This window comes from Caproiciproducens galactitolivorans (assembly GCF_029266045.1).
Lineage (GTDB): Bacteria > Bacillota > Clostridia > Oscillospirales > Acutalibacteraceae > Caproiciproducens > Caproiciproducens galactitolivorans.
This window is the reverse complement of sequence record NZ_JAJUFJ010000003.1, coordinates 34,811-51,722: the sequence shown is the minus strand read 5'-3', so window position 1 is coordinate 51,722 and position 16,912 is coordinate 34,811. Positions and strand designations below refer to the sequence as shown.

The window sequence follows — 16,912 nt, the reverse complement described above, 5'->3', positions numbered from 1 at the left end:
TGAAGAAATAAAAAGCACACCACAAGATCTTGTGGTGTGCTTTGCAAAAAACGACAAAACATTTGTTAATTTTGACCTGACCGCTGCGACGCTTTGATGTTCTGGCGTGTCTGGCGAAGCTCCGCAAGGTTGGCAGAAAGACCGTCGTCCGTACGCTTCATCAGGTCGTCTATGTAATCATTGGAGGCTTTCCGCATTTCGCGGCACCTTGCCTGCGTCTGACTAAGGATATCGTTTGCTTTCTGCTGCGCCTGCTTCACAATTTCATCCTGATTCACCATAGCCTTAGCCCGTTCTTCCGCAACACGGACAATAGTTTCCGCCTCGCGCTTCGCATCAGCGATAATCTGGGCGCGATCCGCGCAGATTGCCCGCGCCTGGCGGATTTCCTGAGGAAGGCTGCTGCGGATTTCATCGAGGATTTGCCTTACTTCTTCTGCGTTGAGAACCGCACGTCCGCGGCTAAGGGGAAAACTCCATGCCTTTTCAACCATTTCATACAGTTCGTCAAGCAATTCTTCCGTGTTTAGCTCACTCATTCGTTTTTCCTCCCCCTGCGTATAAACGTTTTTTAATATCGTCCAAGATGCAGTCCGGCACAAAGTTAGAAATATCGCCGCCGAAACATGCAATCTGCTTTACAATACTGGAGCTTAAAAACATATTTTCCGAATTCGTGGTTAAAAACATGGTTTCAAGATTCGGATTCAATTTCTTATTGGTCAGCGCCTGCTGAAATTCATACTCAAAGTCCGACAGCGCCCGCAAACCTTTTACAATCGCCGTTACCCCGCGCTCCCGTGCGTAATCGGCCAACAGGCCGTCAAACCCGACGACTTCCACATCGTCCATATCCTTGGTGCACTTTTTCAGAAGAGCAATACGCTCGTCCACCGTAAACATGGTATGTTTTTCAGGGTTTACAAGAACGGCGACAATGGTTTTGTCAAAGACTTTACGTGCCCGATTGATAATGTCCAAATGGCCTAATGTAACCGGATCGAAGCTGCCCGGGCAAATTGCTGTTTTCATTGTGAGGTCACGTCCTTATGTCTGTAGAATGTTATCTGGATTTTTCCATAGCGGTAGCTACGTCCCCGAACAAATTCTCCTGCCGTTTCGGGTATGTCGTCATCACAAGGATACTCACAGATAATGATTCCGCCCTTGTTCATACGGCCGGCTACCATGGGCAGCGCACGCTGTAAAAGGCCGGTACGATACGGCGGGTCGAGAAACGCTATGTCAAAAGGTTCCTCATTCTGCATTAAAAACGAAGCAAAATCCATATTTTTTATATGGGCGCTTTCAAGCAGGCCCGTGTTTTCAAGGTTCTTCTGCACTACGGCAAGGGAGTTTTTATTTGCATCGACAAACACCGCTTCCCTCGCGCCGCGGCTCAGCGCCTCAATGCCAAGCTGGCCGGTTCCCGCGAAAAGGTCCAGAACCCGCCGCCCTTCAATTTCAAACTGTATAGCGCTGAACAATGCTTCTTTCACTCTTTCGGGCGTGGGGCGGATATCCTCCCCCTCCGGCGTGGTCAACCGTTTCCCGCGCGCCAGTCCGGTTATTACTCTCATTTATAAAAACTCCTTAAATTGCATAATACAACTTTATATCCGATATTATCCCATTTCACCGCCGCTGTGTCAACTTTTTTCCGCTTCCGGGTGGAAAGAATCGTACACTTTTTGCGCAGCCGGTTTCGTCATGCCCGGCACAGCGCAAAGTTCTTCCAAATCCGCATTTTTGATTGCTGTAATCATCTTAAAATGCCTTAGAAGCGCCTTTGCCCGCGAAGGGCCGATCCCTTCAATTGAAGTCAAAGTGGAAGAAATCGTGGATTTTTTCCGCGTCTGCCGGTGGTATCCGATGGCAAACCGGTGAACCTCCTCCTGAATGGAAGAAACCAGCGTAAAAGCCTTCCGGTTGGAATGAATTGCGATTTCCCCACCGTCAAAGGCGATCGCCCTCGTCCGGTGCTTGTCGTCCTTTACCATCCCGAAAAGCGGGATTTGCAGGCCGGCGGCTTCCAGCACGGGTTTTACCGCGCTCACCTGACCCTGACCGCCGTCCAGCAGAATCAAATCGGGCAGCCTTCCGAAACCGTCGGATATATTCTTCCCCTGCGCATCAAAATATTCACGGATACGCCGTTCCATGACTTCATGCATAGAGGCGTAATCATCCTGTCCTTCGACCGTTTTTATTTTAAATTTCCGGTAAGCGGATTTTAAAGGCCTACCGTTTTCAAAAACGACCATACCCGCCACATTTTCGCTTCCCGCCAGATTTGATATATCATACGATTCAATATAAATCGGCGGTTTTTCCATTCCAAGTAGCCGTCCCAGTTCATCCAGAGCCGACGCTTCGCGCACGGTGCGCCCCGTTGCCTGCGCCACCTGCTCGGCGGCGTTGTTGCGGCACATTTCCACAAGCTTCGCCTGCTCGCCTTTCTGCGGAACGGACAGAACCACTTTCCTTCCCGCTTTTTGCGAAAGCCAGTCCCTTAACAGCTCCATTCCCTCTGCTACCCCGTCCAGGCAGATACGCGGAGGAACACGGTCCCGCATGGAATAGTAGCGCTCGATGAATTCGCCGCGGGCGGCCTTCGGATTTCCCGTTTCCCCCACTAAAAAGGTTTCCCGGTCGCAAAGGCGTCCGTCCAAAAAGCGGAAAACCTCAAAGCAGCTTGTCCCCGCTCCCTGTGCCAGCGCGATCACATCCTGCTCCGGCACGCGCGTGGCAACAACCTTTTGGCGGTCGCCCATCCGTTTAATCGCCGCAAGGCGGTCGCGGATTCTTGCCGCGCGTTCGAATTCCATCGCTTCGGCAGCCTCCTCCATTTTCTGGGTGAGCTGCCGCACGCACTGCGCGCTGCCGCCGCGCAGAAAGTCAATCGCTTCCGCAACGCCTTCATTGTATTCCTCTTCGGAAATTTTCCCGCGGCAAGGCGCGCAGCACTGCTTAATATAATAGTTCAGGCAGGGTCTTGCCTTCCCGATATCCTGCGGAAATTTCCGAGTACAGGTCGGCAGCTTGAAAATTTTCAGCGCTTCATCCACGGATTGCTTCGTCGCCCACGAACTGACGTAGGGGCCGATATAGCGCGCGCCGTCGTCGGCAATCTGCTTTGCCTCGGATATCCGCGGCCACGGGCCCGCGGTTACCTTAATATAATGATACCCCTTGTCGTCCTTTAGCAGAATATTGTATTTGGGCATATGCTGCTTGATCAGGCTGCATTCCAAAACAAGGGCTTCAAATTCGCTGTCCGTAAGGATATATTCAAAATACTCGACATTCGCGACCATGCGGCGCACCTTTTTGTCATGGTTCTTTTCCGAGCCAAAGTACTGGCTCACCCGGTTTTTTAGTGCCTTTGCCTTGCCGATATAAATAATCTTTCCGGTTTTATCGTGCATAATATAAACGCCCGGATTCATGGGAAGCCGCATGGCACGCTTGCGCAGCTCTTTTATATGTTTTTCATGATCGGTCATTACATTCTCCCTCGAGGATAACAATACAAAAAAAGCACCGCTGACTAAGCGGTGCTATTTGTCGGAAAAATTACTCGGTGAAGCCGGACTCTACCAATTCTACAAGGCTATTTACAGCTTCTTCTTCGTCCGTACCATCTGCAATAATCCGGATGGTGGTTCCGCCGACGATTCCAAGAGATAATACACCCAGTAAGCTTTTCGCATTCACACGTCTTTCTTCTTTTTCAACCCAAATGGAGGATTTAAACTCATTTGCTTTTTGAATAAAGAAAGTCGCCGGACGGGCATGGAGTCCCACCTGATTCTGGACCAGAACTTCTTTAACACACATTACTTATTCACTCCTAACAGAAAATCCATTCCGCCTAACATCATTAGCTAAGTTTTAAGATTCAAGGCTATTATAGCACAATTCGGTTAACCGTCAACAAAATAAAAAAACTTTGGATTGATGACCGAATCGGAACGTTTATGTTTGGTCTTGCTTTGTGCAATATGCTGTTATTGTTGAAAACTTTTGGCCCCTTTGCTATGACGATCTTCCATTTTATTCGATTTCAGCTTTTTTATCTCCCATATTTTTCAATTTTTCCTGAAAATCAGATAAAAACTTATAGTCTTCTTCTGTCAAATCCGCCGCTTCCAGTAATTCCGGGCGCTTTAAAGCGGTACGGATTAACGACTGCTGCCTGCGCCATTTGCGCACGTTTTCATGATGCCCGGTAACAAGCTCCTCCGGTATCTTGATTCCTCTCCAAACAGCCGGCCGGGTATACTGCGGGTACTCCAAAATCGAATGGAAATGGCTTTCTTCCTGATAACATTCCGCACCCGAAAGCACCCCGTCGATCATGCGGCAGACCGCATCCGCCAGAACGAGCGCAGGAAGCTCCCCGCCAGTAACAACATAATCCCCAATCGAGATTTCTTCATCCACATACTGGTCAATAATGCGTTCGTCTATTCCTTCATAATGCCCGCAAAGCAAAGCAAGGTTCGGATATTCCGCCAATTCCCTTACCCGCTGCTGCGTCAGGGTTTTCCCCTGCGGGGACATATACACCAGATGCGGCTTTTCCCCCAGTTCCTCAATCAGGTTATCGATGCAGAGGGCGATCGGCTCCGCCATCAGGAGCATCCCCTTTCCGCCGCCGAAGGGGGCGTCATCGACCCGTTTATGCTTATCATATGCGAAATCACGGATTTGGTGGCAATGCACTTCGATTGCGCCTTTTTTACGGGCACGTCCGATAATGCTTTCGGACATTACCGCTTCGCACATATCGGGAAAAAGAGTTAGAAAGTCAATCCGCATCGTCAAAAATCCCCTTAAGCGGCCGGATTTGCATTTTACCGCCTTCTAAATTAACATGAATGATTACATCCGGTATAGCAGGAATCAAATAATTCTTCTTATCTACCGAAGTAATCTGATAAACGTCGTTTGCACCGGTTTGAAGAATATCGGTCAGCGTACCGTAGTAAATAAAGGTATCGGCATCGTACACATCCATGCCGATCAGATCCTGCATAAAATAAGAACCCTCATCCAGCTTCGCGTCCTCACGGCGGATATAAAGCACCTTTCCGCGCAGCGTATCGCCCTGTTCAACGGTATCGATCCCTTTCAGCTTCAGCAAAAGCTGATTTTTATGAACGCGTGAAGATTCAACAAGCCCTTCTTTTGCGCCCTTATCCCAATACAGCCTTTTAAACCCCGTCAAAAACGCGGCGGAATCGCACCACGGATCGACCCGGAGTTCGCCGTGAAGGCCATGGGTGCCCACGACCTTTCCCGCTTCTAAAAACTGATGCAGCATAATGACCTCCACAATTCTATTGCCTGTTTATGCCTTCCGCCGTTATCTCCTCTGCTTTCCAAAACGAAAGCTTGGAACTTTTTCAATAAAGCGAATCACGACATATAGCATACCGGTATTAATCGGAAGCATAATCAGATTTTTTATAATTCGTGCGGAAACAATGGCATAAAAAGCCTTCCCGTACGCAAGCGAAAGCCAAATGGTAGAAAGGAAAATATTAATCACAAGCATTACAACCGTATTCGCTGCAAAAACCTGCTTTACGGTTATCTTCTTTTTATAAAGAACCAGCGCATAGATAAATCCGGTTAAAAACGCATCCAGGGTGAAACCCGGGATAAACGGTCCCGTCGGGCGGACAACAAAATTCACCAGATCGCTCACGGCGCCAACAATACCGCCCACCAAAGGACCATAAAGAGCGCCCGATACCGCAATTGCAAGAAACGAAAAGCGAATCTGCAGCACATTGGATATAACAATGGAAAAAAGGCCAAGCACCACATTTAAAGCAATCAGCAAGCCGCAGACGGCAATGGTTGACGCATTTTTCAATTCTTCAGCGGATTGTTTTACAGACTGAAAAAAAGTATACATTAAAAAGCCTCCTTCATGTTTTTTTCTGCTACATAAAAGAGGCTTTCCCTCAAAGTATGCAGCAGCGGGATGCGAATTTTGAACCGCAAGTTTCCTTTTCGTCCACCTGACAACTCCCCGTTCAGGCGGCACTTAACGCTCAAAATTCTACTCTGCCATAATTTTAGGGTTTTAATTCCTACAAAGCGGGGCCGCAACAAAAAAGCGGTTGCAGCCCTGTTTCATACTTAGTCAATCTCAACGGATACCTTACCGTTGTTACGGGTCGCGGCAGCGCGCATAACCGTGCGGATCGCCTTGGCAATGCGCCCCTGCTTTCCGATCACCCTACCCATGTCGTCTTCAGCAACATGGAGGTGATAAACAACGGTACCATCCTCTTTGGGTTCGTCAACGTCCACACTAACGGCAGACGGATCTTCGACAAGCCCCTGTGCGATTGTAACCAGCAGTTCTTTCATGATTAACCCTCCGCGATTACAGTACACCGTTGCTCTTTAAAAGAGCTTTTACGGTATCTGTTGGTTGCGCACCGTTTGCAATCCATTTCTTGGCCTTTTCGGCGTCAACCTTTACAACAGCAGGTTGCTCCAACGGATTGTAGTAACCGATTTCCTCGATAAAACGACCATCGCGCGGGAAACGGGAATCTGCAACAACTATGCGATAGAAAGGAGCTTTTTTTGCACCCATTCTGCGTAATCTGATCTTAACGGACATAATGTTTCACCTCCATGAATTGATAAAATATCTTCACCAAAAATTCCTTCTTGGATGAATTCAGCTTAAAACGGCATACCTATTCCGGGGAACCGGCGTCTGCCGCGGCCTTTTAGCTGCTTCATCAGCTTCTGCATCTGCTCAAGCTGCTTTAAAAGCCGGTTAACGTCCTCCACCTTCATACCGCTTCCGGCGGCCACGCGCCTTTTCCGGGAAGGATTGATAATTGAGGGCTTGCTACGCTCCTCCGGTGTCATGGAAAGGATAATGGCGGCGATACGGTCCATTTCCCGGTCGTCAATATCCACATCCTTCAACTGCTTTTCCATTCCCGGCAGCTTGGAAAGCACATTTTTTAGCGGCCCCATCTTTTTTACCTGCATAAGCTGATCCAGCAGATCGTTGAAGTCGAACTTGTTCTGCATCAGCTTCTGGGCCGTTTTCTCCGCAGCCTTCTGATCCAGCTTGCTCTGCGCGTCCTCAATCAAGGACAGGACATCGCCCATGCCAAGGATTCGCGAAGCCATGCGGTCGGGGTGGAACACCTCAAGATCCTGCAATTTTTCGCCGGTACCGATAAATTTAATCGGCTTCCCTGTTACAGCGCGTACGGAAAGCGCCGCGCCGCCGCGGGTGTCGCCGTCCAGCTTCGTCAAGATAACGCCGGTGATATCAAGCATATCATCAAAAGTTTTCGCAACATTGACCGCTTCCTGCCCTGTCATGGAGTCCACCACCAGTAGGATTTCATGCGGGGAAATCGTACTCTTGATATCTTTTAATTCGTTCATCAATACTTCGTCGATTTGCAAACGACCGGCGGTATCAATCAACACCATATCGTTTCCGTAATCCTTTGCGTGGCGAATGGCGGCTTTACAGATTTCCACCGGCTTTTCTGTTCCCATTTCAAAAACGGGAACGCCCGCTTTTTCGCCGACAACCTGCAGCTGTTTGATCGCCGCGGGGCGGTAAATATCGCACGCGACAAGGAGGGGGCGGTGCCCCTTCTTTTTCAGCATTACCGCAAGCTTACCCGCATGGGTGGTTTTACCGGAGCCCTGCAGGCCGCAGAGCATGAGGATGGTCGGCGGAGAAGAAGGGCTGGCAATCTTCGCGTCACTCCCACCCATCAGAGCGGTCAGTTCCTCGTTGACAATCTTAATCACCATCTGCGCCGGCGTCAGGCTTTCCATAACTTCGGCGCCGACGGCGCGCTCACTAACTCTGTTTGTAAAATCTTTTGCTACCTTATAGTTAACGTCGGCCTCCAGCAAAGCAAGGCGTACTTCGCGCATTGCCTCCTTTACGTCGGCTTCGTTCAGTTTTCCTTTTGATTTCAGGCGCTTAAACGCGGCTGACAATTTTTCGGCAAGTCCTTCAAATGCCAATGGAGCCCCTCCTTCCTATTCGCAAAGCTTTTTGGTAACTTCCAATATGAGATTTGCATCCCTTTCGAGTTCATTGGAATAGATGGAATGTTGGTTAAACTCTTTTATGCGCTGCGCGGCTGCATGAATCTGTTCCAACCCTTTACGCACTTCACGGAAGCGGCGGGCAAGGCCCAAACGCTCCTCCATGTCGAGAAGCTGGAATTCCGCGCGCTTTATGGAGTCGCGGACGCCTTGACGGGTAATCCCCTGGTTGTCCGCAATTTCGGAGAGTGACAAATCCTCGTTATAATAGCATTCAATTACTTCGCGCTGCTTTTCCGTCAGCATATCACCGTAAAAATCGAGCAGCAACGATATTTCCAAATTTTTTGTCACAGCTCGCCCTCCATTCGCCTGTAAAGTTAATTGCTTTACAGGTATGCATTATACAATAAAGCGTAGTGCTTGTCAAGAGGAAAAGCACCGCACCTTTTTACCTACGATCGCTTTAAAAATTTCTCAAGATAATTTCTTAGGGTATTCATATCCGCTGTAATATTTACAAGGAAACCATCATCCGATACGGACAAGCCGCTGAGATACAGAATATTGCCGTTTGACAGGGAAAGCCCGCTCGGCAGGGGGGATTGCACCAAGACGGTATTGCCCTGCACTTGAAAACGATCCGGAACTTCCCTTTTTACCCGGGACAAAAACCAGCCGCGCGGCACCGACAGCCGCCCGATCCGGACGGATTGCACGGTGGCGGTTATCTGTTTTGAAGCGCTGTCCCAGCCGGGCGCTACGACGGTGCTGATGCCGAGGCGCATTTGCTTGTAAAGCACGGGAACATAGACGTTTACCGTCTGATCATCATTGATGGAAAGCCGCACGCCCTGAATCCTTTCGTCCCGTGTGAGGCTACGGGACAAGAGCAAACTGGCTTCCTCCTCCGTTAGGAGCGCAGGCTCTCCCGTAACGGCGGCCTTCATCATTCTGACGGCAATGCCGTCTGTATGCTCCGCCGCGGCAAGTGGCGGATTTGGGTCGCTTCGCGCAAGGGCATATGCGATTCCAACTGCGGACAGCAGGAATACAAAAACGGAAAGCATGATAATCGGTATTTTACTGCGCTTTCGGGCTGTCTTCATAGAAGTCCCTCCCGCAAATATTATTCCCGCCCAAGGCCGCTTACTCACCCGCTTGCTTACTTCAGCTCCACAACGGTTACGCCCGCTTCGCCTTCGCCGAATGTACCGAGGCGGAAAGCGCGCACGTTCGGATGGCGCTTGAGATGCTGCTGTACTGCGGCGCGCAGGGTGCCCGTTCCTTTGCCGTGAATGATGGTAAGCTGTTCGATCCCGCTGAGCAGCGCGGAATCGATGAACCGATCGACGTTCATAAGGGCTTCTTCGACGGTCTGCCCACGCAGGTCACACTCGGTTGTGACCTTTGCCTCCGCCCGGCTTGTCATGCTGCGTGTAACCGTTCTGCGCGGTTTATTGGCGATTTTCTTTTTCTCGATCAGGCGAAGATTGGAAAGCGGAACGCGGGTTTGGATAATCCCGGCCTGCACCAGCACATTCTGCCCGTTTCCTTCCGGAAGCTGCAGCACGGTTCCCTGTTTGTCAATATCGTATATCAAAACCGAATCGCCCACCTTCAGCGGACGCGGGAGGACATAAGCGCCCTGTTCCTCGCGGCTGTGAACCGGGTCGGCGGTTTCCTCAAGGCTGCGCAATCCGGACTTCAGCCTTGCTTTTTGTTCGGCGCTGAGCGCTTTATCGCGCTGCTTTTTCAGCTCTTCCATTTCGTTCAACAATGCGTCAATCTGGCCGCGTGTGCGAGAAACAAGCTCGGAAGCCTGGCGGTGTGCCTTTTCCAGCTCCTGATCCGCTTTTTTCTGAATGCTGTCGCGGATTTTCTCCGCTTCCTGCCGTGCGCGCTCGGCCTCCAAGCGAACCTTCTCGGTTTGCGCGCGCTCGGCCTCCAATTTCTGGCGGCTGGTTTCCAAACTTTGCACCACGTCTTCGAAAAGGACGTTTTCGCTGGACACCAGTTCCTTTGCACGCTCCACGATTTCCTCATCCATTCCAAGGCGCTGGGAAATTGCAAACGCGTTGGAACGCCCCGGCACGCCGATAAGCAGGCGGTAGGTCGGGCGAAGTGTGTTTACGTCAAATTCACAGCATGCGTTTTCCACGCCCACCGTTTGCAGCGCGTAGGCCTTCAATTCGGCGTAATGCGTGGTTGCAGCAATCCGCGCACCCTTCCTGCGCAATACCTCCAGAATCGACATGGCGAGCGCCGCACCCTCGACAGGGTCGGTTCCCGCCCCCAGCTCATCCAGAAGGATCAAACTGGTTTCGTCCGCCTGTGCGATAACTTTAATGATATTCGTCATATGCGCGGAAAACGTGGACAGGGACTGCTCTATGCTCTGTTCGTCGCCGATATCCGCCAGCACCTTCTGAAAAACGGAGATGCGGCTGTTTTCGGCTACGGGTAGCAGCAGGCCGCACATAGCCATCAGCGTTAGAAGGCCGACGGTTTTCAGCGATACGGTTTTCCCACCGGTGTTCGGGCCGGTGATGACGAGGGTATCAAAGCCGATTCCCAGCTCAATATCGGTCGGCACCACGCGGTTCGGGTCAATCAGGGGGTGGCGCGCTTTTTTTAACAGGATTTCCCCTTTATCGTTTACAAGGGGCAACGTTGCTTTCATTTTATAACCGAGGTTCGCTTTTGCAAAAATAAGGTTCAGCTCTACCGCCGCCTGATATCCGCTGATAATGCCGCTTGCGAAATTCCCTGTTTCAGCCGAAAGCTCCGCGAGAATCCGCTCGATTTCCGCCTGTTCCTCCGACTGTAAGACTTTCACCTGGTTATTGGCTTCCACCACGCTCATCGGCTCCACAAATACGGTTGCGCCGCTCGCGGAGGTATCGTGCACCAACCCGGCGATTTCCCCGCGGAATTCCGCCTTGACCGGAACGACAAAACGTCCTCCACGCAACGTTACGATCGGGTCCTGCAAGTATTTCTGATAGGCGGTGGAATGAATCATCTGATCCAGTTGTTCCCTTACACGGGACGAAGCGGAACGGATTTTGCGGCGGATGGAGGCAAGTTGTGGGGACGCGCTGTCCGCCATCTCCTCTTCGGAAAGAATCGCGCCAAAAATACGGTCTTCGAGATATTTATTGGGCATCAGGGAATCAAAGCGCCAATCAAGGCAGGTTTTCTGCCCTGCGCTTTTCGCGCGCCAATCTACAATCCCGCGCAGCGTACGAAGAACCCCGGCGATACGCAAAAGCTCCGCCATCGTAAGGGTGCCTCCTGCTTCCGCCCTGCGCAGGGAATTGCTGACATTTTTCAGCCCGCCGAAGGACGGCGCGCCAAATCGGGCCATCAGGGTATGGGCTTCATCCGTTTCCTGTAAAAGCCGCTGAACCTCGCTTAAGGAGTGGGACGGCGAAAGTTGCAAGGCGAGCTCCGCGGCATCGTCGCAGGCGGTTTCCCCCGCCAACATTTTGAGTATCTTATCGAGCTCAAGTGACCGGTAATGTTTTTGCATGTCTTCCATAGGTACCTCTTTTATTTCTATGTTCTTCCTTCGATTTTATTAATAAATAATTTTATTTATAAAAAAACAGACGGAATCAAAAGCATAGGGAGCAAAGCTCCGGTAAAACGGCTCCATTGTGCTCCTGTTACTCTTGCCCCGTTTTCATCTGGCGGTAAAAATCAAGCGTTTGAAAACCACGTTCCAGCGTACACAGCGTAAAATATTCGCTAGCTTTTGCAAGCTCCTTTAATCCCTTTGGCGAAAGGGTGAAAGAAAAAAGCTTTTCAAACTCAGAATAAATAATGTGGCGCATCCCAGTCAGCGCGCCGCGGCCCAGAACGACCGCCTGCTCGGAGGAAGGCCGATAGCAGTCCCCGCAGTAAATCAGCCCGCTGCGCGGAAGAAAAAACATTTGATCCGCTTCATAGCACGAACAGCCTGCACAACAGACCAGATTCGGCATATAGCCCGCCAACGAGAGCATCCGCATTTCCACAATCGCCTTTATCAGCGCGTTCGGCCGTGTTCCCTTACTTAAAAAATGCAGGGAATTCAGCATTAAACGCAAAAAATCCCCCGCCTCCGCTTCCTGTGGAGCCAGCGCACCCGCCAACTCGCAGAAATACTGGGCAAGGGACAGGCGCTCAATGTCTTTCCTCAAGTCAAAAAAGACTTCGATGGGCTGAGCGTCATCGATTATGTATTTATCCCGCCCTTTAAAAATGGAAAGGCAGGAATAGCTGAAAAGCTGCGTAGCGGAAAGCTTACTGCTTTTTAATTTTTTCGCCTGCTGGGCAAATGCGCGCAGAACGCCTTCCCGATCCGTCAAAACGGTTACAAGGCGGTCATTCTCACCCACGCATTTCTCCAGAATCACCAGGCCCTTGGTTTCGATTCGCATCCAAGTCCTCCCGCATCTGCATTTCCTCATGATTGTGCTTACATTGGCTGTAAATTAGATAATCGCTAATATTTCCCGTATGTTGAAAACAATTCCATGCAGTATTTTCATCCATTTTTCCCGCTCCTTTTTCATTGTGCTAATCAAAGTATTTGCCTTAAATCCTCTTATATGAGCGGTAAATAAATGTTTTATACCCATAAAATGACAAATTTCACTCTAAAAATATGCTTTTGCTATTGGTCAAAGCTGTTGCTGTCAAAGCCGAAGCTGCGCAAAACCTCCGCGCGGTTGCGCCAGTCTTCTTTTACCTTGACCCATAATTTCAGATTGATTTTGCAGTCAAAAAAGCGTTCCATATCCGAGCGCGCAAGGGTACCAACCTTCTTGAGCATCGCGCCTCCGTGTCCGATGATAATCCCTTTATGGCTGTCTTTTTCGCAATAGATGGTCGCATCGATATCGGTTATGCCGCTTTTGTCGCCCCGCTCATGCATCCGCTCCACCACAACAGCAACACCGTGGGGAACCTCTTTGCTGCACAAACGAAGAATTTTTTCCCGTATAATTTCCCCGGCCAGAACGCGTTCCGGCTGATCGGTCAGCGTGTCTTCCTCAAAGAAATGGCCGCCGGGCATGGCAAGTTTCTCCAGCTCCGCCGTTAAATCCTTTATGCCGTTGCCGTCAATCGCGGAAACCGGTACGACCGCTTCAAACTCATAGAGAGCGGAAAGCTCGGAAATCTGGGACATCAGTTCGGTTTTCTGCGCCAGCAGGTCGATTTTATTGATTGCAAGAACCGCCGGCATTTGGAGCGCCTTGAATTTTTCAATCAGCGTCAAATCCGCAGGGGACGTTTTTCTCCCCGCTTCCACAACCAAAAGGCATGCATCCACACCAGCAACAGACTCGCTTACGGAACGCGCCATATACTCGCCGAGCCGGTTGTGCGGCTTTAAAAGGCCGGGCGTGTCAATAAAAACAAGCTGATATTCCCCTTGCGTCAGCACGCCCATAATGCGCGTGCGCGTTGTCTGCGGCTTATTGGAAACAATCGCAACCTTTTGCCCGAGCATCGCGTTCAAAAGGGAGGATTTTCCTACGTTCGGACGGCCTACAATCGCGATAAAGGCCGATTTCTGCCCTGTTTGCTCTACCATGTGCTTCTCCTTATTCTTCACGTTTTCTGCGGATACGGTCACGGATTCCAGTCGGACCCGATATGATAAAGACAATGCTAATTACGAGGGACACGGCAAGCGCAAGAAGCATCAGCGGCTTTGAGGTGAAAAACTGGAAGATCTGCAAAAAGGCCGCCGGCTGCCAGAATACGCATATTCCAACGGCAACGGCAAAAACAGCACAAACCAGAACCGCCCCTGCCGCCATATCCTTTACGATACGGACAACTGGGTTAAAGCTGGCCGCACTCATATCGCAAAGCTCCTCCGCCACCGTGTTGAACAGTTCCGCCGCCATCACCATGGCAACGGCCAAGAATACCACCGCATAGCTTGTCCGCGACATTTCGAAAAAAAGCGAAAACACGAATACATACAGCGCTGCTACTGTATGTATTCGCATATTCCGTTCATTGTTAACACAGTAAACGATCCCTCGAAAAGCATATTTAAAGCTTTTAAAAAGTCGCAAACCTTATTCCTCATCCTCGTCCAGTACATAACTGCTTGTTCCCGGAAGGCCAAGCTGCGTCATGACCAATTCTTCTTTTTCGCGCATATGGACTCTTTGAATGCCACCGTTCACATGGTCGTAACCAAGAAGGTGCAACATGGAATGTACAGAAAGGTACCCTACCTCGCGCTCAAGGCTGTGCCCGTAACGCTCCGCCTGTTCCACGGCCTTTTCCATGGAAATAACGATATCGCCCAGAATCTTTGCGCCGGTGGAATGATTAATATCGTAAACACCGTTTTCCCCCATTGGGAAAGAAAGAACATCCGTTGGAACATCCTTATTCCGGTACTGTTTATTCAGCTCCTGAATCTGTTGGTTGTTTACAAAGGTTACGCTGATTTCTGCAGGCGAATCAAATTTTTCCAGCCTAAGTACGGCGTTGCAGCACCTGCGAACCAGCATGCGTAAGCCCGTTGGAATCTTTACTTCTTTTTGCTTGTTTTCAATAATTACTCTAATCTTTTCCATAATTAATTAACGCCCGGCCTCCTCGTTTTTTTCATATGCTTTAATTATGTCCTGCACCAGCTTATGGCGCACAACATCTTTTTCATTAAACCTTACTTGTGCTATATCGTCCACATCCCGTAAAATTTTAATAACATCTTTTAAACCGGATCTGCGGCCGTCGGGCAGATCAATCTGCGTTACATCGCCCGTTATGACCATCTTCGAATTAAACCCCAGCCGGGTAAGAAACATCTTCATCTGCTCCGGCGTGGTATTCTGCGCTTCATCCAGGATAATAAAGCTGTCGTCCAGCGTCCTTCCGCGCATATATGCCAGCGGGGCCACCTCAATGTTACCCCTCTCGACATACCGCTGATACGTTTCTGCTCCAAGCATATCGAACAGCGCGTCATACAGGGGGCGCAGATAGGGGTCTACCTTCTGCTGGAGATCCCCCGGCAGAAACCCCAGTTTTTCCCCGGCTTCTACCGCCGGGCGCGTCAGGATGATACGGTTCACTTCCTGCGCACGGAACGCCGTTACCGCGAGCGCCACGGCAAGGTAAGTCTTGCCGGTTCCTGCGGGGCCAATCCCAATCGTAATCGTATTTTTCTTAATCGCGTTGCAGTATTTTTTCTGCCCCAGCGTTTTCGCCTTGACCGGCTTCCCTTTCGATGTTATGCAAATGCAGTCGCCTGCAAGCATTTCAATTTTTGACTCACTGCCTTCGTTTACTAACGAATTACAGTAGCGTACATTTTGCTCGCTCAATGCTTCTCCGCGGTTGATCAGCGTTAAAAGGCTGTCGATGGTGCGAACCGCCAAAGCCACCTCTTCCGGTTCCCCGGAAACTTTTATTTCGCTGTCCCTTCCAACGATGCTGACATGGTACTCTTTCTCAATCAGCTTGATATTTTCGTCAAAGTTGCCGAAAAGGGCAACCGCTTGCTCCATACGGTCTATATTAATCCTTTGTTCAAACATCCAATCACCTTAAAGAAGTATCGGCGGCAAATGTCACTCGATAAATTGTTTTTATTATAACACAACAATTCAATTTCGTCACCACAATAAATGTTAAAAATTGTTTCTATTCTATTAATATTTCTGATTCTTGGGCAATATTTTCTTCACATTTTATAAACAAATCATAATTCAGTCTTGTTCCGGTTATCCTTTCCGTCGTACTGGAGGTAATGATTTTTGCATCTTTCAGTTCCCCCTTTATCTTCTCCTGTATCATTTTCTGCGCCTGCGCCACCGCTTGCTCCTTTGTAAGCGTGACCGCTTGCATCTCCTCCTGCGTCCACGTTTCTTCGTAGATGCTAATCGGCAGAACCGAGTTCATAAGCTTTATGTCGGTATGTACCCCTTCCACCTGATAGCTCGCGTCCGGTTTCCCAACAAAAGTCAGCGGTATGCGGGCACCAAACAGGCAGAAGCTGCGCCTGGTTACCGTCTTTCCCGTCGGCTTTTTAACCATCTGTTTTAAATCGACTTCTGTAGTAAAATTGTGTGATGTTTCCGCAATCACCTTCCCTCCCGCATGCTTAAGGGAGACCTCGCCCGCATTATTTTCCACCACACCGCTGATCAGAAGCTGCCCTTCGACGACGGCGTCGCCTTCCTTCACCTGCGGAGTACCTGTATAAACCTCCATGGAAACGATCTGTCCCGTCCGGGAGGCTTTTATATTGCAGAAATTCTGCTTTTCCTTTTCGATTATGGGCGGCCGATCGATCTTTTCCTGAAGATGGATTTCGGCGCAGCAGCCTCTTGTGTTCACCGACATCCAGCTGATTTTCGGAAATTTCAGCATTAGCTTTTGCTGCAGCTCCAACGGACGCACCCTTGACTTCAAAGTGCCGGTGGTTATCCCCTGCTGGGTGAGCTCCAATTGGATCTGCTGGGTTGGGATGGTTTCATTCCCAACAATTTCGATACTCCAGACACGAATGGAAAGCAGATACAGCACAAGGAAAAACAGAACCGCACCGTAAAGAATCCCTTTGCGCTTCCGGATTCCCTTTGTCGCGAACGGAAAGCCGTGTTTATCCAGCACCTTTAGCTTCGCGTTCGCCTTTCGCGCGCAGGAGCGAAGGTCGCGGTAGTTTTGAACGGCCACGCAGGCTTCGCATTCCCTGCCGCCCTTAATATTCCATAAATTGATTCCGGAACGGGCGCAGTGATTCAGAAAACGTTCGGAACTGCCGCCGGGCGCTTTGAAGTGCACGTAGCCCAGAAGCCAGCGCGTCAGACGTAAAGAAATCATC

The 16,912-nt window shown here is 50.0% G+C and carries 20 protein-coding genes and 1 riboswitch; all 20 genes read right to left on the bottom strand.

From position 1 onward, the window contains the following. Positions 1-65: 65 nt before the first annotated feature. On the bottom strand, positions 66-539 hold the full coding sequence (locus tag P9B68_RS03705; RefSeq protein WP_135660571.1) for an ATP synthase subunit B family protein: 474 nt from the start codon (positions 537-539) through the stop codon (positions 66-68). Then, the gene (gene coaD, locus P9B68_RS03700) at positions 532-1,032 is read right to left on the bottom strand and encodes a pantetheine-phosphate adenylyltransferase (RefSeq protein WP_135660573.1); all 501 of its coding nucleotides are present in this window, start codon (positions 1,030-1,032) and stop codon (positions 532-534) included. The genes P9B68_RS03705 and coaD overlap by 8 nt, the downstream gene beginning before the upstream one ends. Continuing rightward, positions 1,029-1,580, bottom strand: coding sequence for a 16S rRNA (guanine(966)-N(2))-methyltransferase RsmD (gene rsmD / locus P9B68_RS03695; RefSeq protein ID WP_135660575.1), 552 nt, complete (start codon positions 1,578-1,580; stop codon positions 1,029-1,031). Before rsmD ends, coaD begins: the two co-directional genes overlap by 4 nt. A 69-nt stretch (positions 1,581-1,649) precedes the next feature. Further along, the gene (gene uvrC / locus P9B68_RS03690; protein ID WP_277668473.1) at positions 1,650-3,506 is read right to left on the bottom strand and encodes an excinuclease ABC subunit UvrC; all 1,857 of its coding nucleotides are present in this window, start codon (positions 3,504-3,506) and stop codon (positions 1,650-1,652) included. Between the two features lie 70 nt (positions 3,507-3,576). Then, positions 3,577-3,840, bottom strand: a complete 264-nt coding sequence (locus tag P9B68_RS03685; RefSeq protein WP_135660579.1) for an HPr family phosphocarrier protein — start codon at positions 3,838-3,840, stop codon at positions 3,577-3,579. Between the two features lie 216 nt (positions 3,841-4,056). Next, a complete protein-coding gene (gene trmD / locus P9B68_RS03680) occupies positions 4,057-4,824 on the bottom strand; it encodes a tRNA (guanosine(37)-N1)-methyltransferase TrmD (RefSeq protein ID WP_135660581.1) in 768 nt (255 codons plus the stop codon). Continuing rightward, on the bottom strand, positions 4,814-5,329 hold the full coding sequence (gene rimM, locus P9B68_RS03675) for a ribosome maturation factor RimM (protein WP_135660583.1): 516 nt from the start codon (positions 5,327-5,329) through the stop codon (positions 4,814-4,816). The genes trmD and rimM overlap by 11 nt, the downstream gene beginning before the upstream one ends. Before the next feature lie 42 nt (positions 5,330-5,371). Continuing rightward, positions 5,372-5,929 carry a folate family ECF transporter S component gene (locus P9B68_RS03670; protein WP_135660585.1) on the bottom strand — a complete coding sequence of 186 codons (558 nt, stop codon included), beginning with the start codon at positions 5,927-5,929 and terminating at the stop codon, positions 5,372-5,374. 60 nt (positions 5,930-5,989) lie between these two features. Next, positions 5,990-6,086: riboswitch (THF riboswitch) on the bottom strand. A gap of 70 nt (positions 6,087-6,156) precedes the next feature. Next, positions 6,157-6,390, bottom strand: coding sequence for a KH domain-containing protein (locus P9B68_RS03665; protein WP_135660588.1), 234 nt, complete (start codon positions 6,388-6,390; stop codon positions 6,157-6,159). 16 nt (positions 6,391-6,406) lie between these two features. After that, on the bottom strand, positions 6,407-6,649 hold the full coding sequence (gene rpsP, locus P9B68_RS03660) for a 30S ribosomal protein S16 (RefSeq protein WP_135660590.1): 243 nt from the start codon (positions 6,647-6,649) through the stop codon (positions 6,407-6,409). A gap of 65 nt (positions 6,650-6,714) precedes the next feature. Beyond that, complete coding sequence (gene ffh / locus P9B68_RS03655; RefSeq protein WP_135660592.1) at positions 6,715-8,040, bottom strand: signal recognition particle protein; 1,326 nt, start codon at positions 8,038-8,040, stop codon at positions 6,715-6,717. A gap of 15 nt (positions 8,041-8,055) precedes the next feature. Then, positions 8,056-8,418 carry a YlxM family DNA-binding protein gene (gene ylxM / locus P9B68_RS03650; RefSeq protein WP_277668472.1) on the bottom strand — a complete coding sequence of 121 codons (363 nt, stop codon included), beginning with the start codon at positions 8,416-8,418 and terminating at the stop codon, positions 8,056-8,058. A 101-nt stretch (positions 8,419-8,519) separates the two neighbouring features. Further along, positions 8,520-9,173, bottom strand: a complete 654-nt coding sequence (locus tag P9B68_RS03645) for a hypothetical protein (protein ID WP_135660596.1) — start codon at positions 9,171-9,173, stop codon at positions 8,520-8,522. A gap of 56 nt (positions 9,174-9,229) precedes the next feature. Then, positions 9,230-11,599, bottom strand: coding sequence for an endonuclease MutS2 (locus P9B68_RS03640; RefSeq protein ID WP_135660670.1), 2,370 nt, complete (start codon positions 11,597-11,599; stop codon positions 9,230-9,232). A 136-nt stretch (positions 11,600-11,735) separates the two neighbouring features. Next, on the bottom strand, positions 11,736-12,491 hold the full coding sequence (gene recO / locus P9B68_RS03635; RefSeq protein ID WP_135660598.1) for a DNA repair protein RecO: 756 nt from the start codon (positions 12,489-12,491) through the stop codon (positions 11,736-11,738). Between the two features lie 236 nt (positions 12,492-12,727). Next, complete coding sequence (gene era / locus P9B68_RS03630) at positions 12,728-13,651, bottom strand: GTPase Era (protein WP_135660600.1); 924 nt, start codon at positions 13,649-13,651, stop codon at positions 12,728-12,730. A gap of 10 nt (positions 13,652-13,661) precedes the next feature. Beyond that, entirely contained in the window at positions 13,662-14,144 is a 483-nt protein-coding gene (locus P9B68_RS03625) for a diacylglycerol kinase family protein (RefSeq protein ID WP_277668471.1), read from the bottom strand. 3 nt (positions 14,145-14,147) lie between these two features. Further along, complete coding sequence (gene ybeY / locus P9B68_RS03620; protein WP_135660604.1) at positions 14,148-14,657, bottom strand: rRNA maturation RNase YbeY; 510 nt, start codon at positions 14,655-14,657, stop codon at positions 14,148-14,150. Positions 14,658-14,663: 6 nt separating this feature from the next. Continuing rightward, positions 14,664-15,623 (bottom strand): PhoH family protein, encoded by a 960-nt coding sequence (locus P9B68_RS03615; protein WP_277668470.1) that lies wholly within the window; start codon positions 15,621-15,623, stop codon positions 14,664-14,666. Between the two features lie 106 nt (positions 15,624-15,729). Next, positions 15,730-16,911, bottom strand: a complete 1,182-nt coding sequence (yqfD, locus tag P9B68_RS03610) for a sporulation protein YqfD (protein ID WP_277668469.1) — start codon at positions 16,909-16,911, stop codon at positions 15,730-15,732. Position 16,912: the final 1 nt, after the last annotated feature.